The organism is Bacillus sp. LR--39 (genome assembly GCF_053613335.1).
This window is the reverse complement of the sequence record NZ_JBSIOT010000163.1, coordinates 1-1,385: the sequence shown is the minus strand read 5'-3', so window position 1 is coordinate 1,385 and position 1,385 is coordinate 1. Positions and strand designations below refer to the sequence as shown.

Here is a 1,385-nt window from a genome sequence, read left to right as displayed (position 1 = left end):
AAATTACGGTTTGCTACCAAAATGACCACATTGATTTGATGGAAGAATCCCGCGAAAAATATGAAACGTATCCAAAATACGTTGTACCTGAATTTGCGGAAATTACATTTCTGAAAAATGAAGGAGTCGACAACGAAGAAGTGATATCGAAGGCTCCTTATGAGGGAATGACAGACGATATTCGCGCGGGAAGATTATAATAAACATAAAAACCCGGAAAAGAGAATTACTTCTCTTTTCCGGGTTTTCTTTTTGCTGAGTATGCGGGAACCATCACAATTCCCGTGAAAAACAGTATGATGCCAGTCCAGCGCATAGGCTGGTAATAGACTGTGTCCCGTAAACATACCACGGCCGATAAAATAATGATACAAGCTGCCACAACAATGGCAGCACCAATGTATCCTGTTTTCCCCATGTTTATTCACCTTTTGGAGGGAATAGTTTCTGCCTTTTTTCAGATTCGGGATCTTTTTCGATCGTAATCTCTGAATCTAAAATCAGCGTCTCTCTCGTTTCTTCATGATACGTCGGCCAATTCACAGCTTCGGTGCTTGGGTTTCCTGTTTTAGCGAACGTGATCCACGCTGATTGTATCGTGTGAGAAAGCTGTTTCACCTCATCCGTAATCTCCGCTTTTGCCATTCGTTCCAATCCGTCCAGATTTCCAAAGACAAAAGGAAGCTCTAATGCGTGAAACGCTTTATTGTACGGCGGCTTCTTCGGGTGCCAATCGAACCTGTACATCCAGACAGGGGCGTAATGAGACTGTGCGGATGCATAGGCGACGGCAGGGCGCCAAAATAATAAATCAGTCATCATATGAATTTGGCTTTCCAGAGAACGCGGATACAAATCGGCAACTTTCTCTGCCAGCGGCTTCCCTAGTAAATACTCGAGCGCTGCATTAAGCGTTTCCTGAGATTGAACGTCTGAATCCGGGGTGAAAAATAAATATCCTTCATCACGGGTTGTTCCAATCAATAGAGGAATGCCGGAAGCAGCCCCTTCTGCGATCGCTTTTTCTGGTTCTTCAGGCAGCGTTTTCGGATCAAGGGCGGGCTGGAAGAACAGCTGAAAGATATTTTCTTTTTCTGCGATCCGAAGCTGATCAGCCGCTTTTAGCAAATCTTCCGCAGAAACCGTATGCAATTGATCCAGTTGGCTCTCGTTAATCCCAAGGATCTGTAACAAGGCTGCCGCGGTGCTCGCCGCTTGTTCTTTCGTCATCGTTCGAGAAGCGCCGCTTTCCATGATGGCTTTCTGAAACAGGCCTTTTGCCGCAGGCATAGCGAGCAGCGCGGCAATGCTCATGCCGCCGTCGGATTCTCCAAATACTGTTACGTTATCGGGATCACCGTCAAACGCTGATATATTCTCTCGCA

The 1,385-nt window shown here is 46.0% G+C and carries 2 protein-coding genes and 1 pseudogene; 1 reads left to right on the top strand and 2 read right to left on the bottom strand.

The features are described 5' to 3' along the window. Window positions 1–200: pseudogene (padC, locus tag ACWHAR_RS21400) on the top strand (phenolic acid decarboxylase); the annotation flags it as partial. Window positions 201–226: 26 nt separating this feature from the next. Here the strand turns inward: padC and ACWHAR_RS21395 are convergent. Both ACWHAR_RS21395 and pnbA read right to left on the bottom strand, forming a co-directional pair. Further along, window positions 227–418 (bottom strand): hypothetical protein, encoded by a 192-nt coding sequence (locus ACWHAR_RS21395; RefSeq protein ID WP_014480958.1) that lies wholly within the window; start codon window positions 416–418, stop codon window positions 227–229. Between the two features lie 2 nt (window positions 419–420). Beyond that, window positions 421–1,385 (bottom strand): para-nitrobenzyl esterase (pnbA, locus tag ACWHAR_RS21390; RefSeq protein WP_452087759.1); only part of this gene is annotated, 965 nt, incomplete at its 5' end.

Bases quoted from the DNA above. Each gene is read 5' to 3' on its own strand.
- ACWHAR_RS21395 (WP_014480958.1), bottom strand. From the start codon at position 418: ATGGGGAAAACAGGATACATTGGTGCTGCCATTGTTGTGGCAGCTTGT.